Annotated in this window: 25 protein-coding genes and 1 pseudogene; 15 read left to right on the forward strand and 11 right to left on the reverse strand. The window is 71.6% G+C overall.

What is annotated here, in order from left to right; genetic code table 11:
• Positions 1–182: 182 nt before the first annotated feature.
• The 3 genes from JYK18_RS39385 (at position 183) to JYK18_RS39395 (ending at position 2,541) form a co-directional block, all read left to right on the forward strand.
• Positions 183–1,304, forward strand: a complete 1,122-nt coding sequence (locus JYK18_RS39385; RefSeq protein ID WP_206808941.1) for a sensor histidine kinase — start codon at positions 183–185, stop codon at positions 1,302–1,304.
• Entirely contained in the window at positions 1,301–1,948 is a 648-nt protein-coding gene (locus JYK18_RS39390; protein ID WP_206808942.1) for a response regulator transcription factor, read from the forward strand. The genes JYK18_RS39385 and JYK18_RS39390 overlap by 4 nt, the downstream gene beginning before the upstream one ends.
• 209 nt (positions 1,949–2,157) lie before the next feature.
• Positions 2,158–2,541 (forward strand): hypothetical protein, encoded by a 384-nt coding sequence (locus JYK18_RS39395; RefSeq protein WP_206808944.1) that lies wholly within the window; start codon positions 2,158–2,160, stop codon positions 2,539–2,541.
• A 31-nt stretch (positions 2,542–2,572) separates the two neighbouring features.
• Here JYK18_RS39395 and JYK18_RS39400 read toward each other — a convergent pair whose 3' ends face one another.
• The 6 genes from JYK18_RS39400 to JYK18_RS39425 form a co-directional block, all read right to left on the reverse strand.
• Positions 2,573–3,745 (reverse strand): GDSL-type esterase/lipase family protein, encoded by a 1,173-nt coding sequence (locus JYK18_RS39400; protein ID WP_206808946.1) that lies wholly within the window; start codon positions 3,743–3,745, stop codon positions 2,573–2,575.
• A 34-nt stretch (positions 3,746–3,779) separates the two neighbouring features.
• Positions 3,780–4,001: a hypothetical protein gene (locus JYK18_RS39405; protein WP_206808947.1), complete on the reverse strand. Its 222-nt coding sequence runs from the start codon at positions 3,999–4,001 to the stop codon at positions 3,780–3,782.
• Positions 4,002–4,407: 406 nt separating this feature from the next.
• The gene (locus tag JYK18_RS39410; RefSeq protein ID WP_206808948.1) at positions 4,408–4,998 is read right to left on the reverse strand and encodes a TetR/AcrR family transcriptional regulator; all 591 of its coding nucleotides are present in this window, start codon (positions 4,996–4,998) and stop codon (positions 4,408–4,410) included.
• Positions 4,995–5,537, reverse strand: a complete 543-nt coding sequence (locus JYK18_RS39415) for a carboxymuconolactone decarboxylase family protein (RefSeq protein WP_206808949.1) — start codon at positions 5,535–5,537, stop codon at positions 4,995–4,997. Before JYK18_RS39415 ends, JYK18_RS39410 begins: the two co-directional genes overlap by 4 nt.
• 49 nt (positions 5,538–5,586) lie before the next feature.
• A complete protein-coding gene (locus JYK18_RS39420; protein ID WP_206808950.1) occupies positions 5,587–6,456 on the reverse strand; it encodes an SDR family oxidoreductase in 870 nt (289 codons plus the stop codon).
• Positions 6,457–6,465: 9 nt separating this feature from the next.
• The gene (locus JYK18_RS39425; RefSeq protein WP_206808951.1) at positions 6,466–7,395 is read right to left on the reverse strand and encodes a zinc-binding dehydrogenase; all 930 of its coding nucleotides are present in this window, start codon (positions 7,393–7,395) and stop codon (positions 6,466–6,468) included.
• Between the two features lie 79 nt (positions 7,396–7,474).
• On the opposite strand from JYK18_RS39425, the gene JYK18_RS39430 reads away from it, so the two are divergent.
• Positions 7,475–8,110 (forward strand): TetR/AcrR family transcriptional regulator, encoded by a 636-nt coding sequence (locus JYK18_RS39430; RefSeq protein WP_206808952.1) that lies wholly within the window; start codon positions 7,475–7,477, stop codon positions 8,108–8,110.
• An 18-nt stretch (positions 8,111–8,128) separates the two neighbouring features.
• On the opposite strand, the gene JYK18_RS39435 is transcribed toward JYK18_RS39430, so the two are convergent.
• Positions 8,129–10,336 (reverse strand): cation-translocating P-type ATPase, encoded by a 2,208-nt coding sequence (locus JYK18_RS39435; RefSeq protein WP_206808953.1) that lies wholly within the window; start codon positions 10,334–10,336, stop codon positions 8,129–8,131.
• Positions 10,333–11,255 (reverse strand): annotated as a pseudogene (locus JYK18_RS39440) (hypothetical protein). The gene JYK18_RS39435 and the pseudogene JYK18_RS39440 overlap by 4 nt, the downstream one beginning before the upstream one ends.
• Before the next feature lie 118 nt (positions 11,256–11,373).
• Between JYK18_RS39440 and JYK18_RS39445 the strand changes: the two are divergent.
• The 3 genes from JYK18_RS39445 to JYK18_RS39455 are packed head-to-tail and all read left to right on the forward strand — an operon-like array spanning position 11,374 to position 12,811.
• Positions 11,374–11,859 (forward strand): DUF4396 domain-containing protein, encoded by a 486-nt coding sequence (locus JYK18_RS39445; RefSeq protein WP_206808956.1) that lies wholly within the window; start codon positions 11,374–11,376, stop codon positions 11,857–11,859.
• Positions 11,860–11,890: 31 nt separating this feature from the next.
• Entirely contained in the window at positions 11,891–12,235 is a 345-nt protein-coding gene (locus tag JYK18_RS39450) for a hypothetical protein (protein WP_206808957.1), read from the forward strand.
• Positions 12,236–12,286: 51 nt separating this feature from the next.
• The gene (locus JYK18_RS39455) at positions 12,287–12,811 is read left to right on the forward strand and encodes a DUF305 domain-containing protein (protein ID WP_206808958.1); all 525 of its coding nucleotides are present in this window, start codon (positions 12,287–12,289) and stop codon (positions 12,809–12,811) included.
• Positions 12,812–12,846: 35 nt separating this feature from the next.
• On the opposite strand, the gene JYK18_RS39460 is transcribed toward JYK18_RS39455, so the two are convergent.
• Both JYK18_RS39460 and JYK18_RS39465 read right to left on the reverse strand, forming a co-directional pair.
• Positions 12,847–13,173, reverse strand: coding sequence for a hypothetical protein (locus JYK18_RS39460; protein WP_206808959.1), 327 nt, complete (start codon positions 13,171–13,173; stop codon positions 12,847–12,849).
• A 9-nt stretch (positions 13,174–13,182) separates the two neighbouring features.
• On the reverse strand, positions 13,183–14,700 hold the full coding sequence (locus JYK18_RS39465; RefSeq protein ID WP_206808960.1) for a GMC family oxidoreductase: 1,518 nt from the start codon (positions 14,698–14,700) through the stop codon (positions 13,183–13,185).
• Positions 14,701–14,869: 169 nt separating this feature from the next.
• Between JYK18_RS39465 and JYK18_RS39470 the strand changes: the two genes are divergently transcribed.
• The gene (locus JYK18_RS39470) at positions 14,870–15,829 is read left to right on the forward strand and encodes a helix-turn-helix domain-containing protein (protein WP_206808961.1); all 960 of its coding nucleotides are present in this window, start codon (positions 14,870–14,872) and stop codon (positions 15,827–15,829) included.
• Here JYK18_RS39470 and styD read toward each other — a convergent pair.
• Positions 15,813–17,279 (reverse strand): phenylacetaldehyde dehydrogenase StyD, encoded by a 1,467-nt coding sequence (gene styD / locus JYK18_RS39475; protein ID WP_206808962.1) that lies wholly within the window; start codon positions 17,277–17,279, stop codon positions 15,813–15,815. The two genes, JYK18_RS39470 and styD, sit on opposite strands and share 17 nt — an antisense overlap.
• Before the next feature lie 182 nt (positions 17,280–17,461).
• Between styD and JYK18_RS39480 the strand changes: the two genes are divergently transcribed.
• The 7 genes from JYK18_RS39480 to JYK18_RS39510 all read left to right on the forward strand — a co-directional run bounded on the left by JYK18_RS39480 (position 17,462) and on the right by JYK18_RS39510 (position 25,170).
• A complete protein-coding gene (locus tag JYK18_RS39480) occupies positions 17,462–18,610 on the forward strand; it encodes a helix-turn-helix domain-containing protein (RefSeq protein ID WP_206808963.1) in 1,149 nt (382 codons plus the stop codon).
• A 100-nt stretch (positions 18,611–18,710) separates the two neighbouring features.
• Positions 18,711–19,670, forward strand: a complete 960-nt coding sequence (locus tag JYK18_RS39485) for a thiamine pyrophosphate-dependent dehydrogenase E1 component subunit alpha (RefSeq protein ID WP_206808964.1) — start codon at positions 18,711–18,713, stop codon at positions 19,668–19,670.
• A 4-nt stretch (positions 19,671–19,674) separates the two neighbouring features.
• On the forward strand, positions 19,675–20,622 hold the full coding sequence (locus JYK18_RS39490; RefSeq protein WP_206808965.1) for an alpha-ketoacid dehydrogenase subunit beta: 948 nt from the start codon (positions 19,675–19,677) through the stop codon (positions 20,620–20,622).
• A complete protein-coding gene (locus JYK18_RS39495; RefSeq protein WP_206808966.1) occupies positions 20,619–21,377 on the forward strand; it encodes a ferritin-like domain-containing protein in 759 nt (252 codons plus the stop codon). Before JYK18_RS39490 ends, JYK18_RS39495 begins: the two co-directional genes overlap by 4 nt.
• 155 nt (positions 21,378–21,532) lie before the next feature.
• Positions 21,533–23,359 carry a RiPP maturation radical SAM C-methyltransferase gene (locus JYK18_RS39500; protein ID WP_206808967.1) on the forward strand — a complete coding sequence of 609 codons (1,827 nt, stop codon included), beginning with the start codon at positions 21,533–21,535 and terminating at the stop codon, positions 23,357–23,359.
• Positions 23,360–23,926: a DUF5825 family protein gene (locus JYK18_RS39505; RefSeq protein ID WP_206808968.1), complete on the forward strand. Its 567-nt coding sequence runs from the start codon at positions 23,360–23,362 to the stop codon at positions 23,924–23,926.
• A gap of 2 nt (positions 23,927–23,928) precedes the next feature.
• Positions 23,929–25,170, forward strand: coding sequence for an MFS transporter (locus JYK18_RS39510; protein WP_206808969.1), 1,242 nt, complete (start codon positions 23,929–23,931; stop codon positions 25,168–25,170).
• Positions 25,171–25,209 lie beyond the last annotated feature (39 nt).

The following is a 25,209-nucleotide window of genomic DNA, read 5'->3' on the forward strand; positions in this document are numbered from 1 at the left end:
CCGGCGTCGGCCGAAAGTCGATCGCACCCCCTACTAAAGAGACACCATCGTGCCGACTTAAGAACGATGGGAGCGGCCACCACCGCCGATATGCTCACTCGGTGCCGGTCCTCGATTTCCTTCGGCGCCCGCCGAGCCGGGACGTGAGCAAAGTAGAAGGAGGCGTGCTGTGTTTGATCGTCATGGGCAGCATGTTTCTGTCGCCCGGCCAGGGAAACGTGATCGGGATACTGGCGGACGGGAACGCGACGGTCGTCAGCGTGCTCAAGGGCACGCTGATGGGGATGACCGTGCTCGGGGTCTACCTGCTGCTCTGGCGGACCTGGCCGCTGTTCACGGCGGCGGCACTGGCGATGGCGCTGGCTTCATTGTGGCCGGGGCTGGTAGCGGCCTCCTACCTGGCGGGTACCCACTACCGGCGGCTCGCGCACCTGACCGCCTACATCGCGTGCGCCAGCGTGGTGACCCTGTCGCCGACGGTGTTCGCCATCGTGCTGGGGCGGCCGGGCCAGGTTTGGTCGCGGTTGCTCCAGGCCTCGGGCGGGATCTCGCTGTTCGTGTGGCTGCCGCTGGCGATCGGGTTGTGGGTGGGCGCCCGGCGCCAGGTGGTGGCCGGACTGCGCCGGCAAGCCGAGCACCAGGAGATCCAGCACGCGGCGCAGGTCCGTGAACTCCGCGCGAGGGAGCGCGCCCGGATAGCGCATGAGATGCACGACGTGGTCGCCCACCGCGTGTCGTTGATGGTGCTGCACGCCGGAGTGTTGGAGGTGAACACCAAGGAAGAGAAATCCGCGGAAACGGCCGCGTTGATCAGGACGACCGGACGCGAGGCACTGGCACAGCTGCGCGATGTGCTCGGGGTCCTGCGCACCGGGGCGCCCGCCGAACCGACCGAACAACCCGTGTCCACTTTGGAGGAGATCGGCGAGCTGGTGGCTGATTCGCAGGCAGCCGGGATCCCGGTGCAGTGGTATCGCGAGAGCGTGCCGGAGGTGCCCCCGATGGTGGCGCAAACCGCGTTCCAGGTGGTGCGGGAGGCGCTGACCAACGTGCACAAGCACGCCGGAGCGGTGGACACCGAGGTCGAAGTGGTGGAGATGCACAACGGCCAGGCCATCGAGGTGCGGGTGTGCAACGCCGCACCGGCCGAACGACCGGAACCGCTGCCCGGCAACGGGCTCGGGCTGCTGGGACTGCGGGAGCGGGTGGAACTGGTCGGTGGCACCTTCCGTTCCCGGCGCTTGGCCAGCGGCGGCTGGCTGGTGACGGCACGACTGCCCTACGCCGGGAAGGAAGCGCCGTGATCAAGGTGGTGATCGCCGACGACGAGGCGCTGGTGCGGGCGGGGCTCCGTGGTCTGCTCGAACCCACGCCCGACCTGGAGGTGGTGAGCGAGGCCGAGGACGGACGGGAGGCGGTGGAGGCCGCGTTGCGGTACCAGCCGGACGTGCTGCTGATGGACATCCGGATGCCGGTGCTGGACGGGCTTCGCGCCCTCGAGCAGGTGGCGCGGCTGGAGCGGGCGCCGAGGGTGATCATGCTGACCACCTTCGACCTGGACGACTACGTGCATCGGGCGTTGCGAGCCGGGGCAGCCGGGTTCCTGCTCAAGGACACGCCGCCGGTGGAACTGACCGCCGCGATCCGCACCGTGGCGGCGGGCAACGCGATGCTGGCCCCGACGGTCACCCAGCGGTTGATCACCGCGTTCGCCGAACAGCATCCGGAACGGGCCCGCCGGGCGAGGGAGAAGCTCACCGCGTTGACCGAGCGGGAGCGCGGGGTGATCAACGCGGTCGCCAAGGGCTTGTCGAACGCCGATATCGCGAAGGAGTTGCTGATGAGCGAGGCCACGGTGAAGGCGCACGTGAGCCGGTCGCTGGCCAAGCTCGGGCTGACCAACCGCGTCCAGGCAGCGATCCTGGCGCACGATGCCGGGGAGGGCTGACCACGCACCAGGCACAAGGAACATTTCCGTCCGCGCCTGGGAGAACGACCGGGGCAGTGAGCGGAGCGGCCGGGTAGGCCAACAGGGTGACCGAGTCGGCCAGTGGAGCGACTGGAGGCAATCCGGGTGACCCGGCGCACGTGTGCCCGCGTTCCCCGTACCCTGCTGGGTGCAAAATGCGCTGACGTTGCTCAGGAGGTCGCCTCGACGTGCACTGGCCGTTCCGTCAGCCGGTACCCGCTTCCGGCCGCCTCGTGCGGATCGATGAGGTGCACTGCTGCAAGCCCAGTCAGCTGCGCGCCCGGCTGGCCGCGCACGCGAGGGGCGCGACCGTGTGGACGGCCGGGAACTTCACCGACATCGGGTTGACCGGGGCACGCGACCTGGAAGCCCCGATCCAGCGGCGGTTCCGGTCGGCGGCGGCGTTGTGCAAGGCCGCGCTCAAAACGGCGTCGGGACGGGAACCGCTCGTGCTGCTGATGTCCGAGCACCAGTTCCACGCGCACAGCGGGGACCAGCGCCTGCGCGCCGTGGTCGACCACGAGCACTGCTGCGTGCTCGTGCTGTGCAGCTGGCTGCAGCCGTCCACATAGGACTGGCAGTCAACGTCCCCGCAGCGCGCGCCTACGGGGCGAACGGGCCGCCGGGGCTGAAGGCGTGGTCGGCGAAGCGGGTGCCGATGCGCTCGTGGGCGGCGGTGTCCGGGTGCAGCCGGTCGGGCAGGGGCAGTTCGGCGGCATCAGCCTCGCCGTAGAGGGTGCGGCCGTCGAGGTAGTGCAAGTGGGGGTCGTCGGCGGCGCGCTGGGCCACGATGCGGGCGAGTTCTTCGCGGATGACGGTCAGCGTGAGCTTCCCGGCGGCGCGCTCGGCGGGGTCGCCGGTGGCCCGGAATCGCAGCACCCCGTCGCTGAAGTCGACCGCGCCCGGACCCGGGGTGTCCTCGTGGATCGGGCAGAGGATGGCCGAGACGACCAGCAGCGGCGTGGTCGGGTGGCCGTCGCGGATGGTGTCGAGGAAGCCGTGCACGGCTGGGCCGAAGGCACGCAGGCGCATCAGGTCGGCGTTGACCAGGTTGATGCCGATCTTGACGCTGATCAGGTCGGCCGGGGTGTCGCGCAGGGTGCGCGCAGTGAACGGGTCGAGCAGCGCGCTGCCGCCGAAGCCCAGGTTGATCAGGTCGACCCCGGCGCGCGTGGCGGCCAGCGCGGGCCAGGTGGTGGCCGGGCTCGCGGCGTTCGAGCCCTGGCTGATCGAGCTGCCGTGGTGCAGCCAGACCCGGGCCTTGGCTGGTGCGGGTTCGACGGGCGCGTCGGTGCGCAGCTCCACCAGTTCGGTGATTTCGGTGTGCGGCAGCCAGATTTCGACTTCCTTCACCCGATCGGGCAGGCCGTCGAACCGGACCGTGCCGACCGGGCCGGGCTGGACCTCGGCGGTGCCGGTGGCCATGTCCAGCAGCTGGACCTTGCCGCCGGTGGTCGGGGCCTGACCGGCCGGGACGCCGTCGACGAGCAGGTCGTACCGGCCGTCCGGGCGGAGCGGGAGGTCGCGGTAGCCGACCCGGGTGCGCAACGTGTCCAGCTCGATGGCGGTGGCGCGGGTGCGGAACACCAGGCGCACGCCGGACGGCTGGGCCTCGGCCATGGCCAGCTGCCCGTCGGCGCCCTGCGCCCGCGCCCAGGACGGCAGGCGGTGGGGCTGCACGCCGTGCTCGGTGTGCTCCAGTTCGATCGCGCCCCGCAGCAGGTCCGCGGTGATGGGCGTGGTGGTCCACGAGGCGGCGGCAGGGTGCTGGGTCATGATCACAGTCTGCCAACCGCGAGCGGGCGGGGCGCTAGGCGGGGGAAAGCTTGATCACCGCACGGCCGTCGGCGAGGTGGAGGGTGTCGAGGTTCAGCGCGTTGTTCATGGTGATGCCGCCGTTGACGGTGGTGGTCATGCCGCCCGAGATGTTGACCGTCAGGCTCTCGGGGCCGACGTCCAGGACGGTCAGGGCGCTGATCTTCGGGGTGGCCTTCACCTGGTTGCCGATGCGGATGACGTCGCCGGGTTTCACCTCGACCTCGCAGGTGCCGTCCGCGCAGGCGCGGAGGTTCGTGCCGTCGGCGGGGATGGGCGGGGCTGTGGTGGCGGGGGTGGGCGGGGCTGTGATGGCAGGGGTGGCCGGTGGCGGGGTGGTCGTCGTGGTGGGTGGTGCTGTCGTGGGTGGGGCCGTGGCTGCGGCGGTGAGTGGTGCTGTGGTGGGTGGCGGAGCCGAGGGTGTCGGGGCGGCGGATGGTGGGGCTTCGCTCCCGCATCCGGCAAGGGTGGCCAGTGCGGCGAACGGAACCACGACGGCGAGCGCGGCGGTGGGTTTCCTGCCGCGGGTTGCGGTGGGGTTGTTGGGGGCCATGGGTTGTCCTTCCCGGGGAGCGTGGCCCTGACCGTGGCATGGATGGTCGGGGGTGGTCCCGGGGTGGCCGTTAGCGGACAAGCAGGTCCTGCGCCAGGGCGACGATCGGCGCCCGGAGGGCAACCAGGTCGTCCGGGGTGTTGGCGACGAAGTGGGCGGTTACCAGCGAGACGATCGAGCCGACCAGGGCTTGGCAGGCGAAGCGGTCCCGGGCGGACCGGGCATCGAAGGTTTTCGCCAGCAGGTTGACGAAGTGTTGCTGCAGTTCCAACCGGCGGCGCATCGCATCGGGGCCCGCTGAGTAGGTCTCGATCAGAAAAAGCCTGGCGAGCGCCGGGTTCTCCGCCAGCGCGTCCAAGTACGTGCCCACAAAGCGGTCGAAACGCTCCACCGGGGTGCCCGCCGACGGTGGTTCGACCGCGGCGGCCAGCACCTCGATCGCGGCCTCCAGTGCCGCGATGAAGCAGGCCTGTTTGTTCGGGAACTGCTGATAGAACGTCTCCCGTGACACGCCTGCCCGCTTGATGATGGCGGCGACCGTCGCGGCTGGGTAGCCCTGGGTGGCCATCACCTCGGCGGCGGCCTTCAACATCCGGGCCCGTTGCGCGCCGGCCACCTCGTCCCGGCTGAGGTGGTGGCGTCCGCTCGGGAGGCGCGTCATCGCCGCGGGGAATCCGGGGTGATGCGCAGGGTCTCCAGGAACATGGCCAGCATGTCGTAATGTCCTACCAGCAACAGGAACTCGACCGCCGAAGGCTCGTCGAGGTGCGCGCGCAGGGCCGCCCAGGTGTCGTCGTCGAGGTCGCGGTTTGCCAGCAGGGCGTCGGCCGCGTGGAGCAGGGCGCGTTCGCGCGGGGTCCAGGCCGGGTCGTCGGGGCCTGCCTGGATGCGGTGCAGGTCGTCCTCGCGGACGCCCGCCCGGGCGCCGAGGCGGCGGTGGTGCTCGAATTCGTAGGCGCACCCCCGAACCTGCGCCACCCGCAGGATGACCAGCTCGGTCTCGCGCCGGGGCAGGGTGCCGCCGGGCATGAGGCGGGCGGCGAAGCGCAACCAGCCGCGGAACAACCGCCGCCGCCGGGCCATGGTCAGGAACAGCTTGGGCGGCGCCGTCCCGGTGACCCGGCCGCTGACCTGGGCGAACACCCAGGCGAACAGGCCGACCTCGGCGCGCCCGCCGGGCGTGACCCGTGGCGCGGTCATCGCACGACGTCCACATCGGCGCGCCCGCCGGGCGCGACGCGTGGCGCGGTCATCGCACGGCCGTCCGCAGCAGCCGCCGCATGGCGAAGTTCGCCAGGCGCATGAGCCCCACGTAGACCGGCGGGCACACCCGCTGGAGCAGGTGGATCAGCTGGACGTCGCGCGAGGTGTACACCAGGTACCGGTTGCGCCGCACGCCGCGCAGCGTCGCCTCGGCCACCCGTTCCGGGGTGACCGCCCGCCGCCGGAAACCTTCGCGCAGGCGCACCCACCTCGCGCTCGTCGTGTCGATCCCCGCGACCTCCACCGTCTCGGTCAGCGGGGTGCGCACGCCACCGGGGCAGACCAGGCTGACCCCGATGCCGTGCTCCCGCAGGTCGAACCGCAGCACCTCGGACACCCCGCGCAGGCCGAACTTGCTGGCGCTGTACGCCGCGTGCCACGGCAGGCCGATCAGCCCGGCCGCGGACGAGACGTTGACCAGGTACCCGCCCCGGCCCGCGGCGATCATCGGCGGCAGGAACGTCTCGATCACGTGGACCGGCCCCATCAGGTTGACCTCGACCAGGCTCCGCCAGTGCCGGTGCTCGAGCCGGTCCACCGTGCCCCAGGCGGAAATGCCCGCCACGTTCATCACCACGTCGACGTGCCCGCAGGCGGCGTGGACCCGCTTCCCCAGCCCGGTCACCGCGTCCAGGCTGCTGAGGTCGGCGGGCTCGGCGAAGTCCACCACGCCACCGGCGTCGCGGATCTCCCGCACCGCCTCCGCCAAACCCGGTTCGTCGAGGTCGGTCAGGTACAGCCGCGCACCCCGCGCCGCCGCGAGCGCGGCCGTCGCCCGGCCGATGCCGCCCGCCGCGCCGGTGATCAGCACTCGTTTGCCCGCCAGTTCCACCGGGGCGACGTTATTCACGAACACCGGTGTTCGTCAATGGCCGATCTCGAGCACCGCCTTGCCGGACAGGCGGCGTTCGCGCAGCGCCGCGATGGCCGTCGCCGCGTCGTCCCAGCTGCCGCGCCAGGCGATGTGCGGGTCCAGTTCCCCCGCCGCCACCAGTCCGGCGAGCCAGCTCAGATCCGGGGCCAGGCCGGTGAGGTTGAGCAGGAAGAACGTGGTGATCGAGCGGTCGTGCCCGCCGAAGCCCTGCAACGACGCGGGCGGGAGCACGGCGTCGGCACCGGAGGAACGCCCGACCGAGACGAGCGTGCCGTGCTCGGCGAGCTTGCCGTAGGCCTCCACCAGGTGGTCACCGCCGACCACGTCGATCACCACGTGCACCGGTTCGTCCACTGAGGCCGGTCCGTCGACCACCTCGTGCGCACCGAGCGCACGCAGGCTTTCCCCGTGCTTGGCGGGGTTTCCGGTCGACGCGAGCACGTGCGCGCCACCGCGGCGCGCGAGCTGGACGGCGTACCGCCCCACTCCCCCGGTCGCACCGGTGACCAGGACCCGCCTGCCCAGGATCGGCCCGGCGCGGTGCAGCGCGCGCAACGCGCTCGCCCCGGCGACCGGCACCGTGCTGATCGCGCCGAGGTCGGCCCCGGCGGGCACCACGCCCAGCAGGTCCGTGTCGACGGCCCGCAGTTCGGCCCACGCCCCGGCCATGCCCAGGGTCACCACCGGCGTGCCCGCGGCGGGCCCGGTGCCGTCGGCCGCGGCGCGTTCGACCACGCCGGCGGCGTCCCAGCCCAGCACCGCGCCGGGCTCCGCCTCCGGGAGCAACGCGACCACCTCGCCACTGTTGAGGGAGGTGGCCGCCACCCGCACCAGCGCCTGGTTCGGCGCCGGGACGGGGTCGGGCGCCTCGCCGAGGCGGAGGCCACCGGGTGCTCCGGGGTCAGCCAGCAATGCACGCATCAGGACCTGCTTTCGCTCAAAGTGCCACTCGGTGGCATTAGCCTACAAGAGGCAAACGCCGCTCCGCTACGCTGACCGCATGAACACCGACCGGCTGCCGCTGCGCGAGCGCAAGAAACTGCAGACCAGGGACGCCCTGATCGGCACCGCGCTGGAGCTGTTCACCACGCGCGGCTTCGCGGCCACCACGCTCGACGAGCTGTGCGACGCGGTCGGCGTGTCGAAGCGGACCTTCTTCCGCACCTTCGGCAGCAAGGAAGAGGTCGCGCTGGCGCCGTCGGAGGACCTGTGGGTCGCGTTCCTGGCCGAGCTGCGGGTCATCGATCCCGGCGGGCGCACGGTGGTCGACGTCCTGCGGGCCACCCTGATCACCGCGCTCGACGAGATGACGGGCGAGGACTGGGCGCACCGCGTGCTGCTGGGCCGGCGGTTGGCCGCCGAAACGCCGTCCGTGGACGCGCACGGGCTCTACTTCTGCGAACGCACCAGCCGGACCGCGCTGGAGATCCTCCACACGCGACTCGAGCTCGACGATCCGGCGGATCCGCGTGTGCGCCTGGCGATGGACATGCTCGTCTCGGCGTTCCACCTCGCGCAGGAGACGTGGGCCGAGCAGCCGGGCGAACCCTCCAAAAAGGACTTCGCCCGGCACCTCGACCGGTCCTTCGACCTGCTGCCCGAGAGCTTGGCGCTCACCGTCCCGGCGCGGCGGTGACCGCCAGAGCTCCCGTCGTCAGCGAAACCGGCGCAACCGCAGGCTGTTCGCCACCACGAAGACTGAGCTGAACGCCATGGCCGCGCCCGCGATCATCGGGTTCAGCAGGCCCGCGGCGGCCAGCGGCAGCGCCGCCACGTTGTAACCGAAGGCCCAGAACAGGTTCCCCTTGATCGTGCCGAGGGTCCGCCGCGACAACCGGATCGCGTCGACGGCGGCCAGCAGATCGCCGCGCACCAGGGTCAGGTCGCTCGCCTCGATCGCCACGTCGGTGCCGGTGCCCATGGCCAGGCCGAGGTCGGCCTGCGCCAGTGCGGCGGCGTCGTTGACCCCGTCCCCGGCCATGGCGACCACCTTGCCCTCGTCCTGCAGCTGCTTGACCACGTCCACCTTGTCCGACGGCAGCACCTCGGCGATCACCTGGCCGATGCCCACTTCGGCGGCCACCGCCCGGGCCGCCGCCTCGTTGTCCCCGGTGAGCAGGACCGGGGTCAGGCCGAGGTCGCGCAGCCCCCGGATCGCCTCGGCCGAGGTCGGCTTGACCGTGTCGGCGACGACCAGCACCGCCCGCGCCCGGCCGTCCCAGCCGACGGCGACCGCGGTCTTGCCGTCCGCTTCGGCCGCCGCCTTGGCGTCGGCCAGCGACGGCGGCAGGTGCTGGCTCCAGTCCGCCAGCAGCGCCGTCCGCCCGACGAGCACCGCCTTGCCGTCCACGATCCCTTGCACGCCAAGGCCTTCGAGGTTGGTGAAGCCCTCGACCGGGGGCAGCTCGGCACCGGCCGCGGTGGCGATGGCCTTCGCGATCGGGTGCTCGGAGGCGTGCTCCAGCGCCCCGGCCAGCCGCAGCACCTCGTCCGCGTCCTCGCCGTCGGCGACGTGCACCTCGGTCAGTGACATCTTGCCGCTGGTCACGGTGCCGGTCTTGTCCAGCACCACGGTGTCGATGCGGCGGGTGGACTCCAGCACCTCCGGTCCCTTGATCAGGATGCCCAGCTGCGCGCCCCGGCCGGTGCCGACCAGCAACGCGGTCGGCGTGGCCAGGCCCAGCGCACACGGGCAGGCGATGATCAGCACCGCGACCGCGGCGGTGAAGGCGGCGGCCGCCGAGCCACCGGCCCCGAACCAGAAGAACAATGTGCCCACCGCCAGCGCGATCACGATCGGCACGAACACCGCCGAAACCCGGTCCGCGAGCCGCTGCACCTGCGCCTTGCCGGTCTGCGCGTCCTCGACCAGCTGGGCCATCCGCGCCAGCTGCGTGTCGGCACCGACGCGCGTCGCCCGCACCACCAGGCGCCCGCCCGCGTTGACCGTGGCACCGGCGACCGCGTCGCCCGGCCCGACCTCGACCGGTACGGACTCGCCGGTCAGCATGCTCGCGTCGACCGCCGAGGTGCCCTCCTCGACCACGCCGTCGGTGGCGATCTTCTCGCCCGGCCGCACCACGAACAGATCGCCGGTCCCCAGTTCGCCGACCGGGACGCGGGTCTCCTTGCCGTCGCGCAGCACGGCCACGTCCTTCGCGCCGAGTTCGAGCAGCGCGCGCAGCGCGGCACCGGCCCGGCGCTTGGACCGCGCCTCGAAGTACCGCCCGGCCAGGATGAAGGTGGTCACCCCGGCGGCGACTTCGAGGTAGATGCTGCCGTCCCCGCTCATCCGCTCGATGGTCAGCTCGAACGGGTGCGTCATGCCCGGTGTGCCCGCGATGCCGAACAGCAGCGCGTACAACGACCAGGCGAACGCCGCGAGCGTGCCCATCGAGATCAGCGTGTCCATGGTCGCCGTGCCGTGGCGCAGGTTCGCCCACGCCGCGCGGTGGAACGGCCACGCCGCCCACAGCACGACCGGGCCGGCCAGGGCGAGTGAGATCCACTGCCAGTAGGTGAACTGCAGCGCCGGGATCATCGCCAGCGCGATCACCGGCACGGACAGCACGGCCGAGCCGACCAGCCGCTGCCGCAGCGTCCGGACCGGGTCGTCCTCGACCGGTTCCGCGGTCTCCCGGCGCTCAGCGGCCTCCCGCTGTTCCGACGCGGTGTAACCGGCGGCCTCCACCTGGGCGATCAACTGCGCCGCGTCGACGTCGCCCGAGTAGGTGACGTTGGCCTTCTCCGTGGCGTAGTTGACCGTCGCGGTGACGCCGTCCAGCTTGTTCAGCTTCTTCTCGATCCGCATGGCGCAGGACGCGCAGGTCATGCCGCCGATGGTGAGCGTGGCCGTGGTCATGCGTGCTCCTCCCCGTGCGTCGCGATGGTGAACTCCGCCGTGCGGACCACGCCGCCGTGCTGGAAGTCCAGGAACAGCCGGTAGGTACCGGCCGAGGGCACCTCGGCGTGGAAGGTCACCCCTGGACCGGCGGGTGTCCGGCCGTCGCCCGGTTCGCCGTCCGGGTGGACGTGCAGGTAGGCCAGGTCGCCGCCGCGCAGGGCCACCAGGTGGCCGTAGGCGCCCAGGTACGGCTGCAGGTCGGTGACCGGCGTGCCGTCGCGGTCGACGGTGAGCGTGACCTCCGACGACCGGCCGGGCTCGAGGTCCCCGGTCAGGCGCACGCGATAACCGTCCACTTCGGCCTCCCGGGACGGCTCGAAGGCGCGCGGCTGGAAGTCACCGGCGACCGCGGTGTCCACCCCGAGCGTGAGCGCCTCGCCCCCGGTGGGCTTGAAGTCGGCGAAGACGCGGTAGACGCCCGCCCGCGGCAGGTCCAGTCCGGTGCGGCAGGTCCAGTCCGGTGCGGCAGGTCCAGTCCGGTGCGCCAGACCCCGTCGGCGCCCAGTTCCGGGTGGACGTGCTGGAACCCGGACGTGTCGCGGCGGACAGCGATCAGGTGGAGGCGCTTCTCGTGCTCGACCTCGTAGGCGGTCACCGGGTGGCCGTCCGGCCCGGTGATGGTGAAGGCGAAGGGCTGGTTCGGCCCCGGTGCCAGCGTCGTCGTGGCGGGGGTGAAGGTGTACCCGCCGCTGGACGAGGCGAGGCCGCCGGGTTGTTCGGGTGCCTCCGCGACGGTGCCGCCGTGGGTGTCCCCGTGCCCGGCGGCCGGCGCCGGCTCCTCCGGGAAGGGACCGACAGCGGTACCGGTGGCCCAGCCGCCACCGGCGACCAGGGCGACCACCGCACCGTAGGCGGAGAGCTTCACTGCTGTGTTCATCGGACTTCCTCCGTTCCGCCGACGTTTATACCCTAGGGGGGTACCCTAAAGAAAGACTTGCGCCGCTACCCCCTAGGGGTATACAAACCAGGGGCGGTCGACGAGAGAGGGTCAGCCAGTGAGCGAGACACACGAACACCACGGTCACCACCAGCACCACGGCGGCGGGGCGAGCTGGCGCACGGCGGCGTCGGCCACGCTGCACTGCCTCACCGGCTGCGCCATCGGCGAGGTGCTCGGCATGGTGATCGGCACCGCGCTCGGGTGGCACAACCTGCCCACCATCGTGCTCGCGGTCGCGCTGGCCTTCGTGTTCGGTTACGCGCTGAGCATGCGCGGCGTGCTGCGCGCCGGTGTCGGTTTCAAGCAGGCGCTGAAGGTGGCGCTGGCCGCGGACACCGTGTCGATCACCGTGATGGAGCTCATCGACAACGGCGTGATGCTGGTGGTGCCCGGCGCGATGGACGCCGGACTGGGCACCTGGCTGTTCTGGGGTGCGCTGGCCTTCGCCTTCCTGGTCGCGTTCCTGGTCACCATGCCGGTGAACAAGTGGCTGATCGGGCGCGGCAAGGGGCACGCGGTGGCGCACGCCTATCACCACTAAGCGTCTTAGTAGGACGTTGTAGAGTGGGCGCATGACCGGACACCAGCGCGGACGGCGGGTACTCCTGCTGTGCGCGCTGGTGTTCGCCGTGCTGGGCATGCACCACCTGACGGCCACCGCGCACGCGGCCGCGCCGATGGTCCACAGCGCACCGGCGGAGCACTCCCCCGAGGCACCCGCGCACGAACTCGGGCACCAGTGCCCGGCGATCCTGCACTGGCTCGGCGTGGGCCTGATCGCGTTGGCACTGCTGTGGTTCCGCCCGCTGCCGGCGGTTCCCCGGCCGGCCGGGCGGCGTCTCACCTGGCCGGAGTGGCGGCCGCCCGACAGATCGGGGCGCCTGCTGCTGACCGCGCTCTGCGTTCATCGACAGTGAGGGAAACGGGTCACCCGATTTTCCGCACAACTTCGATGAAGAGGGTTTCCGATGAAAAAGGCATTCGTGCTGGCGGTGCTCGCTGTCCTGGTGACGGCGTGCGGTGGCACCGAGCAGGCGCACAACGACCAGGACGTCAGTTTCGCCAAGGAGATGGTCCAGCACCACCAGCAGGCGCTGGAGATGTCGCGGCTGGTGCCCGATCGCAGCAGCAGCGCGCCGGTACTGGACCTGGCCGCACGCATCGAAAAGGCGCAGGACCCGGAGATCAAGGAGATGGAGGGCTGGCTCGGCGCGTGGGGCGCGGCCCCGGCGGACGAGCACGGCGGTGGCCACGGGGACATGGCCGGGATGATGACCGGTGCGGAAATGACGCAGCTGGCACAGGCGTCGGGCACCGAATTCGACCGGCTGTGGCTGGAGCTGATGATCAAGCACCACCGGGGCGCGGTGGACATGGCGAAGAAGCAACTCGCCGAGGGCGCTGATCCGGGTGCGAAGGCGTTGGCGCAGCGGATCATCGACGCGCAGCAGAGCGAGATCGGTGAGATGGAGCAGTTGCTGAATCAGGGCTGACCGGGGTGGTGCCGGGGGTTCGCCTCCGGCACCACTCAGCCGAAGCGGCGGGCGAGGTCCTGGTGTCGCTCCACCGCTTTGGCCGCGTCCTCCGGGGTCATGATCGAACCCGGCATGACGCTCAGCTTCCGCACCTGCACGGCGAAGTCCCGGTGTTCGCGGGCCGCGTGTTCCCGGCACGCCAGGCACGTCACGCTCTCCGGGTGCGGCGAGGTCATCGCGTACGGCACCTCGATCCCGCACCCGGTGGCGACCACGGCCGGCGCATCGGCCACCGCGCCGAACATCGAGGCGATGACGTTGCGGTAGTCGGCGCCGGCCTGCAGCACCTTCCGCTCGACGTGGATGTGCGGATCGTCCATCCGCCCTCCCTAACCGGTGATCAGCTCGGCCGCCTTCTCCCCCACCATGATGGCCGGTGCGTTCGTGTTGCACGAGGGCACCTTCGGCATGATCGACGCGTCCGCGACCCGCAGCCCGGCCACGCCCCGCACCCGCAGCTCCGGATCGACCACGGCCAGCTCGTCCACGCCCATCCGGCAGGTGCCGACCTGGTGGTGGTACGTGCCGACCGACCGCCGCGCGAACTCGCGGACGTGCTCCCGGGTGGTGGCCTCCGGCCCTGGGGCGACTTCCCGCTTGCGCCACGGGTCGAACGCGCGCTGGCGCCCGACCTCCCGGCTCATCTCGATCGCGTCGCACAGCGCTTCGAGGTCGTACGGGTCGGCGAGGATCCGCGGGTCGACCAGCGCCGGTTCGGCCGGATCCGCCGAGGCCAGCCGCAGCGTGCCGCGGGATTTCGGGGCGACGATCCCGGCCGCGATGGTGTACCCGTGCTCGGGCATCTCGTAGCCCTCGGCCGGGTAGACCAGGTGCAGGAACAACGGCTGCAGGTCCGGCGCGGCCCCGGTCCACCCCGCGCTGTCGGCGTAGAACTGGGCTTCGAGCAGGTTCGCGCGCCCCTCCGGGAGCGGGCCGGGCGACTCGTAGACCACGCTGATCAGCGGGTGGTCGTGCAGGTTCTCCCCGACGCCCGCGACCTCCGCGACCACCTCCACGCCGACCTCCCGCAGGTGCGCGGCCGGGCCGATGCCGCTGCGCAGCAGGATCGCCGGTGAGCCGATGGTGCCCGCGGACAGCACCACCTCCGCGTCGGCGCGGGCCACGCGCCGCTCGCCTCCGGCGACGTACTCGACCCCGACGGCTCGCCCGCTTTCGACGACCACCTTGTCGATCAGGGCGCCGGTGGTGACCGTCAGCGCCGGGTTGTCCAGCACCGGTGCGACGAAGCTCTGCCACGCGCTCATCCGGCGGCCGTCGCGCACGGTCATCTCGTTGAACCCGACACCACGCAGGTCGTCGCCGTTGAAGTCCTCGTTGCGCTTGTGCCCGGCGGCCACCGCCGCGTCCACGAAGGCCCGCGCGGCCGGGTGCGGGCTGGTGATCGGGCTGACCGGCAGCGGGCCGCCGGTGCGGTGGTGCGCGTTCGCCCCGGTCAGGTGGTCCTCGGACCGCAGGAACAGCGGCAGCACGTCGTCCCACGCCCAGCCGGTGCAGCCCTGCGCCGCCCACCCGTCGTAGTCGCTCCGGTGCCCGCGCATGTAGATCATGCCGTTCAGCGAGCTGCTGCCGCCGAGCACCTTGCCCCGCGGCCAGAACAGCGACCGCCCGTTCGCGAACTCCTGCGGCACGGTCATCACGGCCCAGTCCTGCGGACCGGCCAGCAGCGCGGGCCAACCCTGCGGGCGGTGGATCGCCTCGGCCTCGTCGGCGGGACCGGCTTCGAGCACGTGCACGGTGCGGCCCGCGTCCACCAGGCGGCGGGCCAGCGCGCTCCCGGCCGACCCCGCGCCGACGATGACGTAGTCGCTGCTGGACCCAGAACCCATCGCGCACACCTCTTCGCTCGTCGTTGAACCAGGGAACCCAGTGTGGCCGCGGATCCCCGTCCGACTTGACTCCGCACGCACCGGACTTGGCTGGCCGCGCACGGTTGACTGACCGACCGTTCGGTGTTGTACGGTGCCCTGACCAGCGTTTACTCACCGAGGAGTTCGCATGGCAGGTGCAGCCGCGATGCCTGTCCCGCCGTCGAGCGGGTTCGACGACTGGGAGCACCGGATCTGCCGCACGTTCGTCCCGCTGCGGGCGCACCGGCCGGACGGACCGGAGTTCCGCGGCGGGGTGGGCTCGGCCAACCTCGGCTCGGTGGTGCTGGCCGGAGTGTCCGCCTCCTGCGCGGTGGTCGAACGCACCCGCCGCCTGATCCGCCAGGACGACCCCGAGCTGTACAAGTTCGGCCTCCAGGTCAGCGGCACCAGCGTGGTCGAGCAGGACGACCGGCAGGCCAGGCTGACCCCGGGCGACCTGGCCATCTACGACACCTCGCGGCCGTACCGGATCTCCTTCAGCGACGACTTCCGGATGACCGTGGCGATGTTCCCGCGCAAGCTGGTCCGGCTGCCCGAGCAGCGGATGGCTGGGCTGACCGCGGTCCGGCTGGCCGGCGACTCCGGGCTCGGCTCGCTGATCGCGCCGCTGCTGAAGGGGCTCGGCGGGGAACTCGACGCCACCACCACGGTGATCGCCACCCATCTCGGGGACGCCGTGGTCGACCTGGTCACCGCCGCGTTCGCGCAGCAGTTGCAGCAGCCGCTCGACGAGGACGACTCGGCGGCCCGCCGCGCGCTGCGGGCCAGGGTCGGCCGGTTCATCGACGACCACCTGGCCGACCCGGACCTCACCTCGACCGCCGTCGCCGAAGCGCACTTCGTCTCGGTCCGGCACCTGCAGAAGGTGTTCGAGGCCGAGGGCGTGCCGGTGTCGGCGCTGATCCGGTCGCGGCGGCTCGAGCACTGCCGCCGCGACCTCGCCGACCCGCGGTGCGCGCACCTGCCGATCGCCGCGATCGGCCGCCGGTGGGGGTTCACCGACGCCGCGCACTTCTCCCGCCTGTTCCGCGGCACCTTCGGCCGGTCGCCGCGGGAGTACCGCCGGGCGGTCACAGCACGATCGTGACCACCTTCTCCTCGGTGTTCGCCAGGATGCCGCTCCAGCCCAGTTCGCGGCCGATGCCGCTGCTCTTCATCCCGCCCCACGGCAGCGCCGGGTCGATCGCCGCCCAGCCGTTGACCCACACCGCGCCCGCGCGCACCTTCGCCGCCAGGTGGTGCGCGTTCGACACGTCACGGGTCCAGATGGTCGCGGCCAGGCCGTAGCGGGTGTCGTTGGCGATGGCGATCGCCTCGTCGAGCGTGTCGAACGGGAGCACCGCGCCGACCGGGCCGAAGATCTCCTCCTGCGCGATGGCCGAACCGTGGTCGACGTCGGCGAAAATGGCCGGGCGCACGAAGAACCCCGGCCCGTCGTGCGGTTCACCGCCCACGACCAGGCGGGCGCCGGAGGCCTTGCCCCGCTCGATGTAGTCGAGCACGCGCCGCTGCTGTTCGGCGTTGACCAGCGCGCCCATGGTGGTGTCCTCGGCGAACGGGTCGCCGAGCACCTGTGCCCGCGCGGCTTCGGCGAGGGCTTCGACCACCGTCTCGTAGTGCGACCGGTGCACCAGCACGCGGGTGCCCGCCGCGCAGACCTCGCCCTGGTTGAAGAACAGGCCCATGGCGATGCCCTGGATCGCGGCCCGCACGTCGGCGTCCTCGGCGACGATCTGCGGGCTCTTCCCGCCCAGTTCCAGCGTCACGCGCTTGACCGTGTCCGCCGCGGACTTCTGGATCAGCCGCCCCACTTCGGGCGAACCGGTGAAGCTGATCTTGTCCACGTCCGGGTGGGCGACGAGCGCGGCACCGGCGCCGCTGCCGAGGCCGGGCACGAGGTTCACCACGCCCGCCGGGAAACCGGCCTCCTCGATCAGCCTGCCCAGGTGCAGGATCGACAGCGGCGCGTCCTCGGCCGGTTTGACCACCAGGGTGTTGCCCGCGGCCAGCGCCGGGCCCAGTTTCCAGGCGGCGATCATCAGCGGGGTGTTCCACGGGATGATCGCGCCGATCACACCGACCGGTTCGCGCACGGTGTAGGAATGCGTCTTCGCCACGCCCAGGTACCCCGCGGTCGGGATGGTGGCACCCTGGATCTTGTCGGCCCAGCCGGCGAAGTGCCGGAAGGTGGCGATCGCGTTCGGCACGTCCAGCATCGCCGGTTGCCCGGCGGGTTTGCCGATGTCCAGCGCTTCGAGCCGGACGAGTTCCTCGGCGTCGCGTTCGACGAGGTCGGCGAGCTTGTTCAGCAACCGGCCGCGCACCACGCCGGGGGTTTCGCCCCAGGCACCGTCGAGCGCCTTGCGCGCCGCCCGCACGGCCCGGTCCACGTCTTCGGCACTGGCGTCGGCGACCTTCGTCAGCACCTCGCCCGTCACCGGGTTGAGGTCGTCGAAGGTGGCCGCCGCCTCCGACCACTCGCCGTCGATGAACAGTCCGCTGGTGAATCCGGCCCGGGGCTCGGCGGTCAACGTCATCGGGTTCCTCCTGCTCGCACTGGTTTCCGGCGCCCACGGTGGCAGGACCGGCGGTACCGGACTTGCCCGCCGCCGCACACGGGTTGACCAGCGGCGCACAACCGCTGCTGACGAGCGGAACGGCGGCTTTTCCCCTTCCGCCGATCGCCCTTACGCTTTTCCCATATCGAGGGGAGCCCGGGGTGGATGATCTTTTCGGGGTGCTGGCGAAACGCGCGGAAGCGAACGCTATCGCCGCGGTGGAAACCTTCGTCAGTCAAATACCGGATTACCGGCGGGAGGCGGCGAATCCGCGGGGGAAGGCGAAGTTGCTCGACCACGCCCTGTGGTTTCGAAGACACACCGCGGAAAAGGGGCGGACCGGCGAACCGCTGGACGAAAGCACGCTGGCGTTCATCGGCGCCATCGGCCGGTTGCGGGCGGCGGGCGGGTTCACCACCAGGTCCGTGGAATCCGCGCTGGCCCTGCACACCAACCTGATGCTGAGTGAGATCCAGGCGGCCGCGGCGGAAAACGGGGACGTGACCGAACTGCTCCGGTTGACCGCGTGGTTCGGCGCACAGGGGCTCCGTGGTTGCGCCGCTTATCTCAACGGTTATCTGGACGAGCACGCGTTGCGGGTGAAACTGGCCCAGCGGGTCCGGGATCTCGCCGAATCACTGCTGGCCAATGCCACCAGCACCGCCGAAATCGCCCACCGGCTGAGCATTGACGTGCACCCGGAGTATTTTGTCGCGGTACTGCGTTTCACCGCGAAATCAATCGGGGCCGCGGACGAAATCATCGAAGCCGCCTTCAAACAGCATTCGGTGGTGGCGACGTGGCACGAACCGGGTGAACTCGTCGCCCTGCTCCCGGTGGACCACGACCGGGCGCTGGCGGTGGTCCGGGAGATGGTGGCGCTGGGCCGGGTGCCGTGCGCGGTGGGCGCCGCGACCGGCCGCGCGGGCGCGCTGGCCGCGGCCGCCGAGGTGGCCAGGCGGGTGGCCGACGTCGCGCCACCCGAACGGGTGCCCAGCACGCTGTACGGCATTCCCGAGGTGTTCGTCGAGCTGGGCGTGGCCGGGGTGCCGGAGATCGACCACTGGCTGGGCGAACTGGTGCGGCGGCTGGCCGGCGGCCCGGAGCTGGTCGCGACGCTGGATGCCTACTACCGCAACGACATGAACCGCCTCGGCGCCGCGCTCGCGCTGCACATCCACCCGCGGACGCTGGACTACCGGCTGCGGCGGGTCCGCGAACTCGTCGGTGTCGATCCCGGATCCGTGCGCGGGGTGCGCATCCTGAGCAGCGCGGTCGCCCGTGCCGCGCACCGCGGTTGTCACAGATGACAACGGGCGCCGCGGCGCTTCTCACCTTGTCACGATGACGCGCCGCGGCCGGGCTTGCGATGGTGGGCTCAATCCCCCCACCACCCTCCCGGAGGTCTAGATGACGCTGGCGGACGCCGCAACCGCTGTCCAGCGCCGCGACCTGCCGTTGTACGAGACGATGCTCCGGATCCGCGCGTTCGAGGAGACCGCGCTGGAACTGCAGCGGCGCGGGGAGGTCCCCGGCGCGCTCCACCCGGCCACCGGGCACGAGGCGATCGCGGCCGGGGTCTGCGCGCACCTCGGCCCGGCCGACCACGTGGTCAGCTACTACCGCTGCCACGGGCACGCGCTGGCCGTCGGGGTGGACCCGGCCGCGATGTTCGCCGAACTGCTCGGCCGCGCCACCGGGCTCAACAAGGGCAAGGGCGGTTCGATGCACCTGGCCGACCGCTCGCACCGGTTCCTCGGCGGGAACTCCATCGTCGGCGCCAACGTCGGCATCGCCGCCGGAATGGCCGCCGCACTGCGGATCCGGCAGGAACCGGGCGCGGTGGTGGTGTTCTTCGGGGACGGCGCGGTCGGTGCCGGGGTGGTGCTGGAGACCCTGCGGATCGCCGCCCACCAGCGCCTGCCGCTGTTGTTCGTCTGCGAGAACAACGGGTACCAGGACCGCACGCGCAGCGAACTGGTGTCCGGCATCGCGCCGGGTGCCGTCGCCGCCGGTCTCGGGGTGCCTTCGACGAGCGTCGACGGGAACGACGCCAGGGCGGTCGCCGACGCCGCCGGCGCACTGCTCCCGATCGTGCGCGAGGAACGCACCGCGCGGTTCCTCGACGCCGCCACCTACCTGCGCGACTTCCACTGCCAGTTCGGTCCCGAACCACCCGGCGAATACCGCCCGGTGGACGAGGTCCGGCGGTGGCGTGCCCGCGATCCGTTGTCCCGTGCGGACTTCGACCTGACCGAGCCTCGGCGGCGCGCCGTCGACGAGATGCGCCTGGCCGCCGCGCACGCGCTCGCCCAGCCGGAGCCGTCCGTGAACACGGTCGACGACGACCTGACCGCGGCCCGGTGGTGAACCGATGATCGCCCTGCACGCCGCCCTCGTCCAGGCCCTGCGCCGCGATCCCGACCTGGTCTACCTGTGCACCTGGCAGCCGGACCTGTTCGTCGACGAGTTCGGGCCGGAGCGGATCCGCAGCATGCCGATCGCCGAGAACGCCACGCTCGACTTCGCCGTCGGGCTGGCCGCCGCCGGACTGCGGCCGGTGGTCGACCTGGCCCGGGCCGCGTTCCTGTTCACCGCGATGGATCCGCTGGTCAACCAGGCGACCAAGCTGCGGTACCTGACCGGTGGCCAGTACGCGGTGCCGCTGACCGTGCGCGCGCAGACCCGTGGCGGCGGTGAATCCCTTGGCGCGCAACACGAACACCTCCCGTACGCGATGCTCGCGCAGGTCCCGGGACTGGTGGTCGCGGTACCCGGCAGCGGTGCCGAAGCAGCCGGGCTGCTGGCGACCGCGATGACCCACCCCGATCCGGTGGTCATCCTGGAGTCCCCCGCGTTGTTCACCGACGAACCGCACTGGGCTGGCGGAGACGTCGCCGGAGTTCCGTTCGGCCGGGTCCGGATCGCCCGGCGCGGCAAGGACATCACCATCGTCGCCATCGGGCTCGGCGTGCGGCACGCGCTCACCGCCGCCGACCGGCTCGCCGAGTTCGGCGTCAGCGCGATGGTGGTCGACGTGCGCACGGTCGCCCCGCTGGACATCGCCGGGCTCGCCGAATCCGCCGCGGCGACCGGGTCCGTGCTGGTGGTCGACGAGGCCATCGGCCCCTGTTCGGTCGCCTCGGAGATCGTCGCGAACCTGGCCACCGCGGAGGTGGTGCGGCCACGGCAGGCCAGGCGCTGCACCGCGCTGCCGGTGCCGTCGCCGTTCAGCCCGGCGCTGCAGCGGGCGGTGTACCCCGGCCCCGAATCCATCGAACGGCAGGCACTGGCCCTGCTCGGCGAAAGGTCACCGGCATGACCCTGCTCAAACCCGAGATCACCGCACTGGACGACACCTCGTTCCAGCTCTTCGCCAGCGGCCGGAACAGCGAGCAGTGGTCGGCGCGCGAGATCATCGGCGACGGCGCCACCGAACTCGACGAGGCGGACACCGAGCGCGCCTGGATCCTCGCGTCCACTTCGTACTTCGCCGAGCAGGCCGGACTGGTGGCCGCCGCGGAACTGGTGTCGGAGACCGACGACGTCGCCCTGCGCCTGAGCTTCGCCACCGCGGTGTCCGACGAAGCCAGGCACGCCGACGCCTTCCTCGCTTACGCCGTGGCCCGCGGTGGTGACCTGGCGAACGTCTCCGAGGACGGCTTCCTCGACGAACTGCACGAGACGCTGTCCACCGTGAGCCATCTGGAGAAGTTCCTGATGCACACCACCTTCGAGGGTATCGCCGCAGACGAGTTCGTGTTGCTGCAACGAATCTTCGCCGGTGACCCGCTCGGTGAGATCTACCGGCACGTGCGCTCGGACGAGGTGCGCCACGTCGCGATCGGGCTGAACTACCTGCGCCGCAGTTACGCCACGCCGGAGGGCCGCGAGGAGTGGGACGCGCACTTCGGCGACTGGTCCGAGCGCGCGCTGCGGATCGCCAGGCTGCCGGAGGTGGCCGCCGGGCTCGGCGCGGTGATGGGCAAACCGGCCGAGCCGATCGAGCAGTGGTTCATGCGCCGGCATCGCGCACGTCTGCGCGGGGCCGGAATCCCCGTCCCGGAAAGGAGGTGAACCCATGGCGATCAAGAAGGTCCGGCTCGAGAAGTCGGTGACCGGCACCTGCCGGTACCTGGTGCCGATCAAGACGCAGGCGCGAACCGTGAAGAAGCACTGACCCACCCGTGGGGGGCGTGTGACCGCGCCCCCCACTCCGGCTTGGAGGCCCGATGCGCAAGCTCAACGTCCGGCTGGCCGCGATGCCGTGGCAGGCCCTCGACATGCCCTCGCTGCCGTTGGGCCTCCTCCGGGCGTCGTGCCGGTCGGCGGGCCGCGAGGCCCCGGCCTGTTACCACGGGAACATGCACTGGGCGGAGTTCCTGCTGGAGCGGTCCGACGGTGAACTCGGCCCGAACGAGTACCTGGAGGTGGCCGAGAACGGCATCTTCCACGGGATCGGCGACTTCGTGTTCACCGGGGTGCTGCACGGCGGCGACTTCGGCATGGCCGAGTTCACCGACCTGCTGCGGCGCCGGGGTTTCGACCCGGGCCGCGCGCTGGACATGCGCCCGCACGCCGAGGAGTTCATCGACCTGGCGGCCCGCGAGATCCTGGCCGGCGAGCCGGACCTGGTCGGGTTCAGCAGCACGTTCATGCAGAACGTGCCGAGCCTGGCGCTGGCGGCCAGGATCAAGCAGTACGCCCCGGGGGTATTGACCGTGCTCGGCGGCGGCAACTGCGACGGGCCGATGGGCGCCGCGCTCCACCGCAACTACGCCTGCCTGGACTACGTGGTGCGCGGTGAAGGCGAGGAGATCTTCCCGGCGCTGCTGGACGCGATCGAGCGCGAGGTGGAACCGGTGGACCTGCCCGGGCTGTGCTGGCGTCGTGACGGGGAAAGCGTCGCCAACCCCGACCGGCGCGAACCGCTGCCGCCGGGCCGCATCCCGATGCCGGACTTCGACGACTGGTTCGAGCTGGTCGAGAGCTCCCCGCTCGAAGGGCACGTCCAGCCGAAGCTGGTGCTCGAATCGGCCCGCGGCTGCTGGTGGGGCGAGCTGCACCACTGCACCTTCTGCGGGCTCAACGGGTCGCTGATGCAGTTCCGCAGCAAGGCGCCGGAGCGGGTGCTCGGCGAGATCTCGCACCTGGTGGCCCGGCACCGCACGCTCGACATCATCATGGTGGACAACATCATCGACAACGCCTACTTCACCACGCTGCTGCCCGACATCGCCGCGCTGGACTGGGACCTCCGCATCCACTACGAGGTCAAGGCGAACCTGACCCCGGCGCAGATCGGGGCCCTGCGCGACGCCCGCGTGGCGCACCTGCAGCCCGGCATCGAGTCGCTGAGCACGCGGGTGCTGAAGCTGATGGACAAGGGCGTGGACGCGATCCGGAACGTGCGCACCCTGCGCGACTGCCATTCCGCGCAGCTCGACACCACCTGGAACCTGCTCTTCGGCTTCCCCGGCGAGACCGACGACGACTACTGGCCGCTGATCCGCCAGCTGCCCGCGCTGGTCCACCTCCAGCCGCCGTCGGACGCCACGCCGATCCTGCTCGAACGGTTCAGCCCGAACTTCGACCGGCCGGAGCTGGGCTTCGGCTGGCGACGGCCCGCCGAGATCTACCGGCACGTCTACGACCTGCCGCAGCGGGAGCTGGAAGATCTGGTGTACCTGTTCGACAGCGAGGAGCTCGGCATTCTCGGCGAGGTGGTCGAGGCGCTCGAAGAGGCCATCGAGGAGTGGAAGAAACGGCACCACGAAAGCAGTCTGCTGCGCGTCGACTTCGACGGCGGGATCCTGCTGGAGGACCGCCGCAGCGGGTGGCCGGTGCGCGACCACCACATCGAGGACCCGGCGCTGGTCGCCGCCTACCGGGAGCTGGAGCAGGGCCGGTCCAGCCGGGCTCTGTTGTCCAAAGTGGAGATCACCGCGGCACGGCTGGAGGCCTGGCTCGGCGAACTCCGCGAGGCGGGCCTCGTTTTCCACGAGGGCGACCGGTTCCTCGCGCTCGCCACCACCAGCGTTCCGGTGAGGATCAAGTAGATGGACGTTTCGGTCGATCCACGGGTGCGCCACGTCGACCCGGTGGACCTGCTCGCGCTCGACCCCGCGGCGTTGTCCGCGGCCGGGGTGCAGCTGCTGGTGCTGCCCGAACCGGTGAGCTTCGGCTCGGACGACGAGCGGGACCTGCGGTTTCTGCGGTTGTTGCGGGAGGCGGTGTCCTACACCCTGCGGATCGAGTGGCGGGCGCGGGCGGTGCCGTTCGACCTGACCATGGTGGGGCACCTGCCGCCGCCGCTCGGGGACGAGGGCCGGGAATGGCGGGACACCTACCGGTTCGGCCTCTGCTACTACCAGCGCGGGCCGAACTTCGTGCTGTTGAAGGACGTGCGCGGTGAGGGCGGGGCGCGGTACCGGATCGACGACGAGCAGGCGATGTCGGTGTGGCCGGAACTGGAACCGGTGCGGCACCGGGATTCCCTCACCCCGGCGGCGCGGGAACTCTGCGCGCTGCTGGAGGAAGAGGAACTGCTGATGCGCCGCGGTGACTGGGTGACGCACCTGCCGTACCGGCTGCGCCGCTGGCCGGTGCCGTTCGACGCGATCTGACCGTGGCGCCGGGCCTGCTTCGCGCGCATCCGGTGTTCCGCTCGGTGCTCGCGGCGCGGGCGGTCAGCGCGCTGGGTGACCGGTTCTCGCTGGTCGCCGTGCCGGTGCTGGCCCTGTCGTCGGCCGGGGCGACGGCGGGGCAGGTGGCGCTGCTGTGGACGGTGCAGCTGCTGCCCGGCGCGGTGCTGGCCCTGCCCGCCGCCGCGAACCTGGTCGGCCGGCCGGAGCGGGCCGCGATGATCGCCTGCGACCTGCTGCGGGCGGTGTTGCTGCTGGGCGTGTTCGGCCTGGCGGCGGGCGGTGAGCTGCGGTTGTGGCACCTGTTCGCGGTGGTGCCGGTGATCGGCGTGCTGACCACGGTGTTCGACGTGGGCGCGCAGGCCTACGTGCCGCGGATCGTCGACCGCGCCGACTACGCCGAGGCGAACAGCCGGTTCACCCAGGCCGAAAGCGCCGCGGACGTGGCCGGACCGCTCATCGCGGGCGTGCTGATCGGTTTCGCGGGCGCGGGCACGGCGTTGCTGGTGGACGCGGTGAGCTTCCTGCTGTCGGCGGTGTTCCTGGCCCCGATCCGGCCGGTGCACGACCAGCCGGTCGAAGTGGCGCCTTCGGGGTGGTGGCGCAACCTGCGCGACGGACTCCGGTTCGTCGCGGGCCGCCCGGTGCTGCGGGCGCTGGTGGCGGCGTTCGCGTTGTTCAACTTCGGGGGCGCGGTGGTCAGCTCGCTCTGGTTCGCCTACCTGCTCGACCACCTGCGGTTGTCGCCTTCGGTGACCGGCGGGCTGATCACCGTCGGCGGGGTCAGCGGGCTGGTCGCGGCGCTGGCCACGGGCCGGGTGCTGCGGCGGGCCAGCCCGCGCGTGGTGTTGCCGGTGTCGCTGGTGGTCATCGTGGTTTCGCTGTGGTTCGTGCCGCTGGCCGCCCTCGGGTCACCGATCGCCCTGCTGGCCGCCTACCAGGCCTTGTTCGGTGCGGGGGTGGCTTTCTTCGCGGTCACCGCCGCCACGGTCCGGCAGCTGCTGACGCCCGTCGACCAGCAGGGGCGGGTGTACGCGGTGTTCTACACATTCTCCTTGCTGACCGTGCCTTTCGGCGGTTTGCTGGGCAGCGCGCTCGCCACGTCGTTCTCGCCGGTGGTCGCCATCGCGGTGGGCGCGGGCGTCGCGGCCACCAGCCTGCTCACGCTGCGCCGCTATCATTCGCGGGATGTCGACCTGGCTGACCGACACCCGGACCTCCTATGACACCGTCGCCGTTTGAGGTCGGCTCAATGACCAGCCTGC

Origin of the sequence: Amycolatopsis sp. 195334CR (assembly GCF_017309385.1) — a bacterium.
Classification (GTDB): Bacteria; Actinomycetota; Actinomycetes; order Mycobacteriales; family Pseudonocardiaceae; genus Amycolatopsis.

Excerpts from the sequence above, each read along its gene's own strand:
- JYK18_RS39385 (WP_206808941.1), top strand. The coding sequence starts at position 183 with ATGGGCAGCATGTTTCTGTCGCCCGGCCAGGGAAACGTGATCGGGATA.
- JYK18_RS39400 (WP_206808946.1), bottom strand. The coding sequence starts at position 3,745 with ATGACCCAGCACCCTGCCGCCGCCTCGTGGACCACCACGCCCATCACC.
- JYK18_RS39410 (WP_206808948.1), bottom strand. The coding sequence starts at position 4,998 with ATGACGCGCCTCCCGAGCGGACGCCACCACCTCAGCCGGGACGAGGTG.
- JYK18_RS39415 (WP_206808949.1), bottom strand. The coding sequence starts at position 5,537 with ATGACCGCGCCACGGGTCACGCCCGGCGGGCGCGCCGAGGTCGGCCTG.
- JYK18_RS39425 (WP_206808951.1), bottom strand. The coding sequence starts at position 7,395 with ATGCGTGCATTGCTGGCTGACCCCGGAGCACCCGGTGGCCTCCGCCTC.
- JYK18_RS39430 (WP_206808952.1), top strand. The coding sequence starts at position 7,475 with ATGAACACCGACCGGCTGCCGCTGCGCGAGCGCAAGAAACTGCAGACC.
- JYK18_RS39435 (WP_206808953.1), bottom strand. The coding sequence starts at position 10,336 with ATGACCACGGCCACGCTCACCATCGGCGGCATGACCTGCGCGTCCTGC.
- JYK18_RS39450 (WP_206808957.1), top strand. The coding sequence starts at position 11,891 with ATGACCGGACACCAGCGCGGACGGCGGGTACTCCTGCTGTGCGCGCTG.
- JYK18_RS39455 (WP_206808958.1), top strand. The coding sequence starts at position 12,287 with ATGAAAAAGGCATTCGTGCTGGCGGTGCTCGCTGTCCTGGTGACGGCG.
- JYK18_RS39460 (WP_206808959.1), bottom strand. The coding sequence starts at position 13,173 with ATGGACGATCCGCACATCCACGTCGAGCGGAAGGTGCTGCAGGCCGGC.
- JYK18_RS39465 (WP_206808960.1), bottom strand. The coding sequence starts at position 14,700 with ATGGGTTCTGGGTCCAGCAGCGACTACGTCATCGTCGGCGCGGGGTCG.
- JYK18_RS39470 (WP_206808961.1), top strand. The coding sequence starts at position 14,870 with ATGGCAGGTGCAGCCGCGATGCCTGTCCCGCCGTCGAGCGGGTTCGAC.
- styD (WP_206808962.1), bottom strand. The coding sequence starts at position 17,279 with ATGACGTTGACCGCCGAGCCCCGGGCCGGATTCACCAGCGGACTGTTC.
- JYK18_RS39485 (WP_206808964.1), top strand. The coding sequence starts at position 18,711 with ATGACGCTGGCGGACGCCGCAACCGCTGTCCAGCGCCGCGACCTGCCG.
- JYK18_RS39490 (WP_206808965.1), top strand. The coding sequence starts at position 19,675 with ATGATCGCCCTGCACGCCGCCCTCGTCCAGGCCCTGCGCCGCGATCCC.
- JYK18_RS39495 (WP_206808966.1), top strand. The coding sequence starts at position 20,619 with ATGACCCTGCTCAAACCCGAGATCACCGCACTGGACGACACCTCGTTC.
- JYK18_RS39500 (WP_206808967.1), top strand. The coding sequence starts at position 21,533 with ATGCGCAAGCTCAACGTCCGGCTGGCCGCGATGCCGTGGCAGGCCCTC.
- JYK18_RS39505 (WP_206808968.1), top strand. The coding sequence starts at position 23,360 with ATGGACGTTTCGGTCGATCCACGGGTGCGCCACGTCGACCCGGTGGAC.